11 protein-coding genes are annotated in these 8,465 nt (G+C 36.9%); all 11 read left to right on the top strand.

Annotation, left to right across the window (positions count from 1 at the left end; translation table 11 throughout):
* Positions 1 to 191: 191 nt before the first annotated feature.
* The gene (locus tag C6P11_RS07760) at positions 192 to 1,082 is read left to right on the top strand and encodes a YveK family protein (protein ID WP_135520093.1); all 891 of its coding nucleotides are present in this window, start codon (positions 192 to 194) and stop codon (positions 1,080 to 1,082) included.
* Positions 1,083 to 1,096: 14 nt separating this feature from the next.
* Positions 1,097 to 1,843 (top strand): CpsD/CapB family tyrosine-protein kinase, encoded by a 747-nt coding sequence (locus tag C6P11_RS07755; RefSeq protein WP_135520091.1) that lies wholly within the window; start codon positions 1,097 to 1,099, stop codon positions 1,841 to 1,843.
* Positions 1,830 to 2,495, top strand: a complete 666-nt coding sequence (locus tag C6P11_RS07750; protein ID WP_135520089.1) for a sugar transferase — start codon at positions 1,830 to 1,832, stop codon at positions 2,493 to 2,495. Before C6P11_RS07755 ends, C6P11_RS07750 begins: the two co-directional genes overlap by 14 nt.
* Before the next feature lie 9 nt (positions 2,496 to 2,504).
* The gene (gene pssD / locus C6P11_RS07745) at positions 2,505 to 2,957 is read left to right on the top strand and encodes a PssD/Cps14F family polysaccharide biosynthesis glycosyltransferase (RefSeq protein WP_135520087.1); all 453 of its coding nucleotides are present in this window, start codon (positions 2,505 to 2,507) and stop codon (positions 2,955 to 2,957) included.
* Positions 2,954 to 3,445 (top strand): glycosyltransferase, encoded by a 492-nt coding sequence (locus C6P11_RS07740; RefSeq protein ID WP_135520085.1) that lies wholly within the window; start codon positions 2,954 to 2,956, stop codon positions 3,443 to 3,445. Before pssD ends, C6P11_RS07740 begins: the two co-directional genes overlap by 4 nt.
* On the top strand, positions 3,446 to 4,546 hold the full coding sequence (locus C6P11_RS07735; RefSeq protein WP_135520083.1) for a glycosyltransferase: 1,101 nt from the start codon (positions 3,446 to 3,448) through the stop codon (positions 4,544 to 4,546). It begins immediately after the preceding gene.
* On the top strand, positions 4,530 to 5,597 hold the full coding sequence (locus C6P11_RS07730; RefSeq protein ID WP_135520081.1) for a glycosyltransferase: 1,068 nt from the start codon (positions 4,530 to 4,532) through the stop codon (positions 5,595 to 5,597). Before C6P11_RS07735 ends, C6P11_RS07730 begins: the two co-directional genes overlap by 17 nt.
* 1 nt (position 5,598) lies before the next feature.
* Positions 5,599 to 6,591, top strand: a complete 993-nt coding sequence (locus C6P11_RS07725; RefSeq protein ID WP_135520079.1) for a sugar transferase — start codon at positions 5,599 to 5,601, stop codon at positions 6,589 to 6,591.
* Positions 6,592 to 6,593: 2 nt separating this feature from the next.
* Positions 6,594 to 7,787 carry a hypothetical protein gene (locus tag C6P11_RS07720; RefSeq protein ID WP_135520077.1) on the top strand — a complete coding sequence of 398 codons (1,194 nt, stop codon included), beginning with the start codon at positions 6,594 to 6,596 and terminating at the stop codon, positions 7,785 to 7,787.
* Positions 7,774 to 8,274, top strand: a complete 501-nt coding sequence (locus C6P11_RS07715) for a serine O-acetyltransferase (RefSeq protein ID WP_167849550.1) — start codon at positions 7,774 to 7,776, stop codon at positions 8,272 to 8,274. Before C6P11_RS07720 ends, C6P11_RS07715 begins: the two co-directional genes overlap by 14 nt.
* Positions 8,275 to 8,316: 42 nt before the next feature.
* Positions 8,317 to 8,465: sugar phosphate nucleotidyltransferase (locus C6P11_RS07710; protein WP_245299841.1), on the top strand; the 149-nt coding region annotated here is incomplete at its 3' end.

Genomic DNA, 8,465 nt, shown 5'->3' with positions numbered 1-8,465 from the left:
CTGTTCTACCTACAAAAACACCGAGAAATGACGCCTTTTTAAGCTGAAATCCGGGTTTTGAAAAATTTTCGGAGTCCGGCACCTCTCGGTGCCGAAAAAACCTGTCCATAATCTTGACATCAGCGCCTATTTAGCTTAGTGTTGCACTTGAATTGTAAATTCAAGGATTTAGAATAGGTGGGTTTATTTATATGGATAACGTAATTGATCTTGGTCGACTATGGTTGATTGTTCGTCGTAACTGGACGTCTATGCTGGCGTTTGGCGTGATTGCTGGCGGTGTTGCTTTTGGTGTGTCCAAATTTGTGATTCATCCACAATACAGTTCGTCGGCGGCATTACTCGTTAATCGTAAGGAAGATGCCACTCAGCAGGGAATACAACTTGGAGATCAGCAAGCTGATATTCAAATCATTAATACGTACAAGGATATCATTACGCGCCCAATTATATTAAAAGCGGTAGTTCAAGATTTGACAAAAGCGCAAAAGGTACAAGTTGAGCCTGCGCAACCTGCGAAGTATGAAATCAATGAGTTGGGAGAAAAGGTACAAGTTGAGCCTGCGCAACCTGCAAAGTACAAGTTGAAGCCTGCAAAATATGCGAACGAAAATCTCTCTTCTAATAAGCTTGCTAATATGATTTCTATTTCTAGCCAAAATAATTCTCAGGTATTTACGGTTGACGTAAAGTCAAATGACGCAAAAATGTCTGCTGATATCGCAAATTCAATTGCTGAAGTATTTAAAACTAAAATCACTAACATCATGTCGGTTTCAAATGTTTCAATTGTCTCAAAGGCAATTGAAAATAAAAAGCCGGTTGATCCGAATGTTAAGTTGATAACACTTGCTGGACTAATGGCTGGTGTGCTTGCTGGATTCTCATGGGGATTCGTCAAGGAAATTAGTGATCGCACAGTAAAAAACGTGGAGTTCTTAACAAACGATTTGGGTCTAACCAACCTGGGAGTGATTAACTACATTGAGCGCATTAGAGATTTAAAAGATGTGGTCGCAGAAAACAACAAAAGTAATAAATCTGGAGAATCACGGACTGAACGTTTTAGTCAACGAATTTAACGGGAGATAAAAAGATGGGTTTTAATTTTTTTAAGCAAAAGCATACGGAAGACACTGAAACACAAGATAATGGAGCTCGGTTAGTGACGTTTGTTGAGCCGAAGCATGTTATCTCAGAACAATTCCGCACATTACGAACAAATATTGAATTTGCAGGCGCGACGTTGGAAAAAATGCAAGTTGTGATGATTACATCTGCAGAAATATCGGATGGTAAGACTACAGTGTCTTCGAACTTAGCAGTAACTTGGGCACAAGCTGGCAAGAATGTCTTATATGTTGATGCAGATTTAAGACGCCCTACTGCACATTCGACTTTTGATCTGATTAACACACGTGGTTTAACAACGATTTTAGCAGGTAACGTGCAACCAAAAGACATTGTTCAGAAGACTTTTGTCGAAAACCTGGAAGTGTTAACTTCAGGACCAGTACCACCCAATCCTGCGGAATTACTAAGTTCGGTTCGTATGGGGTCGCTTGTTGAGTGGATGAGAAATAACTACGATGTGGTTGTATTCGATGTGCCACCAGTGATGGCCGTTACTGACGCTCAAGTACTTATGCCAATTATTGATGGTACTATATTGGTGACTACGTTTGGTAAGACGTTAAAAGCAAACTTGCAACGTACTGTTGAAACACTTCGACTAAGTAATAAAGAAATTCTAGGTGTTGTTGAACGTATTCGTACAAAGCGTGATGCGGCTGGGTATGGGTATGGTTATGGTTATGGTTACGGAGTAGATGCAAAAAAGTGATGGCAATCACTTGAGTAAGTATGGGAGTGTTTTGATGAAACTCGTCTTGTATGGTGCTGCAAAGCGAATGATGGATATCCTCGGAAGTCTGGTCGCTTTAATAATTTTTGCACCAATAAGTTTGGCGATTATCGCAGCTATAAAGTTTGAAGATGGTGGACCTACATTTTATTCACAAGAACGGATTGGCTATAAAGGTAGACCCTTTGTAATGTGGAAATTCCGTTCTATGGTTGTCGGCGCACACAGTATGAAGAGTGAATTGGAAGATTTGAACGAAACAGAAGGGCCAATATTCAAAGTCAAAAATGACCCACGAGTTACAAAGGTGGGAGTGTTCATTAGGAAGCATTCTTTGGATGAAATTCCCCAATTCGTAAACGTTCTAAAAGGAGACATGAGCTTGGTTGGACCACGACCAGCGTTGCCTGAAGAAGTGTTGGCATACGGAGATTCTGAAAAAGAACGTTTGAAAGCGTGGCCTGGACTAACGGGATTATGGCAAGTTAGTGGTAGAAGTAACCTGAATTATGATCAGATGATTGCGCTGGATTTGAAATACGTTGAAAACAAATCGCTTATTATGGATATAAAGATATTATTTGCGACGGTAATTCAAATGTTTTTGGCGGATGATTCCGGTGCGTATTAAAGGAGAGATATGAAAATTGCATTAGTTGGATCAAGTGGTGGACATTTAGCACATTTAATGAAGCTAAGTCCGATGTGGGAAAAAAATGAAAGGTTTTGGGTGACCTTTGAAAAAGAAGATGCCCAGTACTTATTGAAAAACGAAAATTGGTATAAAGCATATTATCCTACGAACCGTAATTTTATTAATTTAATTCGAAATTTTTTTCTTGCAATTCGTATTTTAAGGCGTGAACGACCGGATTTGATTATTTCGTCTGGTGCGGCTGTTGCTGTACCATTTTTTTGGTTGGCGAAATTTTTTGGTGCGAAAACAATATATATCGAAGTTTTTGATCGGATGGATAAACCTACTCTGACAGGAAAACTTGTTTATCATTTTGCAGATCGATTTATTGTACAGTGGCCAGAAATGAAAAACGTCTATAAAAAAGCGATTGTTATAGAGGGACTATTTTTATGATTTTTATAACTGTAGGTACACATGAACAACCCATGAATAGGATTTTTGAGACTGTTGATAAGATGATTGGTTCGGGAGAAATTACTGAAAAAGTGATTGCCCAGTCTGGATATTCTACTTATAAATCTGATCGTATTTTAATGCAAAAGTTTATGCCATTTGATGAGATGCAAGAACTTATGGGTGAGGCCAATCTTGTTATAACACATGGGGGTGCGGCTACGTATCTTGATGCAATTGAAAAAGGCAATTCTGTGATTGTGGTGCCACGTTTAAAGAAATTCAATGAACATGTTAACGACCATCAATATGAATTTCTCGAGGCATTACGTACACATAACATTAGTATTCCGTTTGCGTTGGACAATGACGATTTGCGAAAGTTGATTATTGATAGGCCGATGCCATCAAAGTTTTCGGTGCGAGATAAATCAAAGTTTATGAATCAGTTTGAATTGGTTATTGCTGAATTAATTGGGAGAAACTAAGTGAAAATTTTGTTTGTTAATACAGTTGGATTTACGCGCAATGGAATTTCAACTATGGTAATGAATTTATCAGAGCAAATGTCTTACGACCCTAATGTAACAGTATCAGTCGTTTCCAACGGTCCATACGCAACAGACTATTTGAGCTATTTAGACGATTTGGGGATACCAGCGTATGTGTTGAATCGTTCTCAAAAACATATCATTAAGTATATTAGGTCCTTGAGAAAAATAATTAGAGACAACAAGATTGATGTTTTATACGTTCATGGTAATAGTGCCACTATGCTGTTTGATGTTTTGGCTACGCTTGGAACAAAAACTATTAGGGTTATTCATACGCACAACGAGGCGACTGATCATCCGTTCATAACAAAATTGCTAACGCCATTTCTTCGAAAGATTTATAACATTGGCTATAGCGTAAATGATGTATCTGGAGAAAAATTATTTGGTAAGAAGGAATATCGAGTTGTAAAGAACGGTGTTTTTTTAGATAGATACGATGTTAATCAAGATGAAGTTCAAAGAATCCAGCAGTTAAATAAAAAGGATAACGAACCTTTGTTAGTCCAAGTTGGTACTTTTAGTGAACAAAAGAACTATGAGTTTACAATTCGTATGCTTTCTAACTTAAGGGATAAGCGTGTGGCCTTCAAAGCTTTACTTATAGGTGAAGGTCCATTAATCAAAGAAATCCAACAAATGGCGAAAGAACATCGTTTAGAGAATAATGTGACTTTTTTACAACCGCAACCTAACATTCAAAATTACTTGGCAGCTTCTGATGCTGTTCTTTTCCCATCACTGTTTGAACCATTTGGATTGGTCGCGCTTGAGGCACAATTGGTAGGTTCAAGAGTTCTTGTTTCAGATGCTTTTACAAAATCTCTAGAACTCAGCTCTAATATAAGTTTTTTGCAGCTTGATGAAAAAGTATGGTCAGAGAAAATATCAAATATTATAAACGACCGTTTGAATCAGTTTGAGCTAGTGGACGGTGGAAATGTGCGAGAAGAAGCAAAGGAAAAGGGTTTTGACATTCGAGATGTGACGGTCGAAATACTTGAGGAGTTTTTGGAAAATGTTGATGAAAAATAAGGTTGCGATTGTTGCTCCAAAATTGTCCGGTAGAGGTGGCACCGAGACTGTAATTTTTAAAATGGTTACTGACCAGCATTTATCAAAACATAATAAGTTTACAGTGTACTTGGTAGATGAAATTCAAAATAAAGAATGGATTAATGAGCTGGAAAACCAAGGAGTTGAGGTTGTTGAAAATACTTCGCATTCAAAATTGGGGCGATTTTTCTTCTTGGCCAAGGTGCGCGGCGACATTGTTATAGGATTAGGACCGAAAACCGCATATCTTTTGAAAATCTATAGTAGGATTAGGCACTCTAAAACAAGAGTTGGATCATGGATTCATTTTTCATTGTTCAATAGTGTTGATTTGAACTTAAAATACTTGAAGAAACTGGATTTTCATCTGGCAATCGCCAATGAAATAGTTAATCAATTTCGTCAAATCGGGGTGATGAGTCACGTGTATACTATATACAATCCTGTTGTAATTGAGGGAACTCAAATTCCAAGATCAACTAATCCTAACGTGTTTAAGATGATTTATATGGGTAGACTGCAACTCGATGGTCAAAAGAATTTAAGAGAATTATTGTTAGCACTTGATGCATTTGATGCTGATTTTAATATTGAACTTGAGGTGTTTGGTGGTGGAAAAGAGTTGCCGACCATTAAGAAATATGCTGATACGCTAAAATTAGCGAATGTGCACATTACATGGCATGGGTGGACGGAAAATGCATGGAAGCAATTAGATGCAGCCGATGCACTTGTTTTGACCTCGAAATTTGAAGGATTTCCAATGGTAATAGCAGAAGCCTTGAGCTTTGGCGTTCCGGTTATTTCAATGAATACACCTGTTGGACCAGCGGATATGATAGTTCAAGGTGAAAATGGATATATCTACAAAGAACACAATTACCAGGATTTTGCGGAGGCAGTACAAAAACTAAAGATGCAAAATTTGTCACCTGAAAAGGTTCAAGACAGCATCGATTGGCTAACTGGGCTTAATTACCCTAATAGGGTTGAAAACGCATTTGAAAAGATATTGGAGATAGATAAATAAAATGTATTTAGGAGTGACCACACAATCGGATGATTTTATATCCGCTGGAAGTAAAGCTAAAGACGATGTAGCTAATATTTTAAAAACAATGAATTTTAGCATGGTGAAATACAATAACGACACATCAAAGATACATAAGGCACTATTCTCGAAAACTGATTGGCGAAATGCAATTCAATCAAATTCAGAAAGTGGAATGGTCGTGTTGCAACACCCTTTGTATAGTAAAGTTAGCACAAATTCCTTGTTGAAAGTTTTGGGTGAGAAACAACTGAAACTAGTTATTTTTATACATGATGTTGAGTCACTTCGCCAAGAGTCGGATTTCAATTGGGAACGAAGTTTATTTAACCAGGCCACATTATTGATTGTTCATAATGGAGCTATGGCTAATTGGTTACGCAATAACGGGGTTAACACTCCGATGCATAATCTTGAAGTTTTTGATTATCTTACGGATAATCAAATGATGACTGAGGATTCAACTAACCCTGAAATGTCTGTAGCGTTTGCGGGAAACTTAGCAAAGTCCTCGTTTATTGATAAATTTGAAGATGTCATAGTTGATTTATACGGGCCTAATCCTGCATCAAGCTATCCGGAAAATATTCATTATCACGGTATTGTTAAGCCTGAAGTTCTTCCTAATAAGCTTAATTCTTCATTCGGACTAGTTTGGGATGGAGATTCAGTTTTGGGAGGTACTGGACGGTTCGGGGAATATACAAAATATAATAATCCACACAAAACGTCGTTGTACCTTAGTGCAGGACTGCCTGTTATTGTTTGGAACGAAGCAGCCATATCAGAATTTGTACTAAAAAATAATGTTGGAATTACCGTTTCAAACTTGACAGAAGTACGGGAAATTTTAAGCGAAATGTCGGCAGATGATTATGGCATCATGAAGAAAAATGCTCTTGAAGTTGGGAAAAAGTTACGAGATGGCTTTTATACAAAACAAGCGATTCAAAAGGTAATTGATGGAGATTGATGATGACAGAAAATAAAATTTTGACATCATTATTTTCAGCTTCGTTTGTATTTTATTATTTGTCCATTTTTGTAAAATCAACTAATCTTAGTTACCTTTCAATGTTCTCAAGCGGATCGTTTGCCAAGATATTGGTGATTCTGAGTGTGGGGTTATTACTGTTAAAAGTAATGTTGGCGAATACCTATTCAGTAAAACACGTTGTCACGATCGTTATTGGGGTTATGGTGGGAGCGATTATTGCATTTAAATCAGGGCAACATTCGTTTTTCTATATTGTGATGTTCACACTTTTTTCAGACCGAATTGACATTTATTATTTCTTGAAAACATTTATATGGATTTCAGCAACTTCTCTTTTTATTCTATTGGTAATGAGCAAATTTGGGATTATATATAATTTTGAATATTTTCGAACTGATTGGGCATCGGGGTTAATAAAAAGCAGATACTCTTTGGGGGATTTATATCCTACTAGTTTTTCGTCACGTTTGACATTTTTAATAGCAGCGGTTGTGTTTGTGAAACGTTTTGATCTCAACTATATGGTTTCGGTCCTACTATCAGCACTTGTTATATATGTTTACCTCGAAACGGATTCGCGTGTTGACTTGGTGGTGGGTCTTTTGTTAATAGTCATCGGCACATTTGGTGCACAACTTGAAAAAACTCGTCTTTTAAATAATCGGTTTTGGGGATTAATTCCATTTATTATAGCGACGATTATGCTTATTTTAGTTTTGATGTATCAAAAGAATCCCGGTCCGTTACTAAAGTTGGATAGTATTCTATCGTCCCGAATTGCTTGGTCGGCAATAGGATTTAATCGATATAATTTTCATACATTGTTTGGACAAAAAGTGATTATGTCTGGTGCTGGAGGACTCGAAAACTCTAGCAATTATGGCACTGGACAAAATAACGACTACTTTTTTATAGATTCATCTTACATGAACATATTGCTAAATTATGGTGTACTGTTTGCGTATGGAGTTTATTGCGTTTATTTTGTAGCAGCCAACAAATTTCGAGAAGTTTATAAGAACAATGACTTTGGAATTTTGATTATGATTCTATCTATTCAATGGTTGATTAATCAATATATCGTTGAGATAGGCATGCAACCGTTTTTCATAGTAGCAGTCTCAGTGTTAATGTCTAAATTTTATGAAGGACGTAGAAATGAAATTATCTGAAATAAGCAAGGAACTACAAAAAAACAAGGAAAAGGTTTCGAAATTTGTGATACTGAATTTTAGGTTAGGCCAACTTGTAAATGAAAAAATTAACAATAAGTTAGTTAAAATCATTTTATTGACTCCGTACAAAGTTATAAGCTTGTTCATCGTAAAACTATTACTTAATATTCAAATTCCAGTTGAAACAGAGATTGGTAGTGGTCTAGTGATTGATCATCCATTTGGCATTGTTATTCATGCTGATTCGAAAATAGGAAAAAACGTTACCCTTAGACATAATGTAACTATTGGCATTAAGGGGACAGACAAAAATGATGGGGCTCCGACAATCGGAGATGGCGTGAATTTTGGAGCTGGATCTAGTGTAATCGGACCAGTAACATTGGGCGATGAAGTTTTTGTAGGTGCTGGTGCGGTTGTGACTAAAAATTTTTTGGAATCAAGAAGTGTTTTAGGTGGAGTGCCAGCAAAGAAAATCAACTAATCTGACTTTTCTAGTATAAATAATAGATAGGAACTAATTTTTATGAAACCAGTACGTAAAGCAGTTATCCCAGCAGCAGGTTTGGGAACTCGTTTTTTGCCAGCAACTAAGGCCTTGGCCAAGGAAATGTTGCCAATCGTTGATAAGCCAACGATTCAATTTATCATCGAAGAAGCTTTGGCATCAGGTAT

Source organism: Weissella confusa, assembly GCF_004766315.1.
Lineage (GTDB): Bacteria > Bacillota > Bacilli > Lactobacillales > Lactobacillaceae > Weissella > Weissella confusa_A.
Note: the sequence above shows the minus strand (reverse complement) of the source record. Positions and strands in the feature narration are given on the sequence as shown.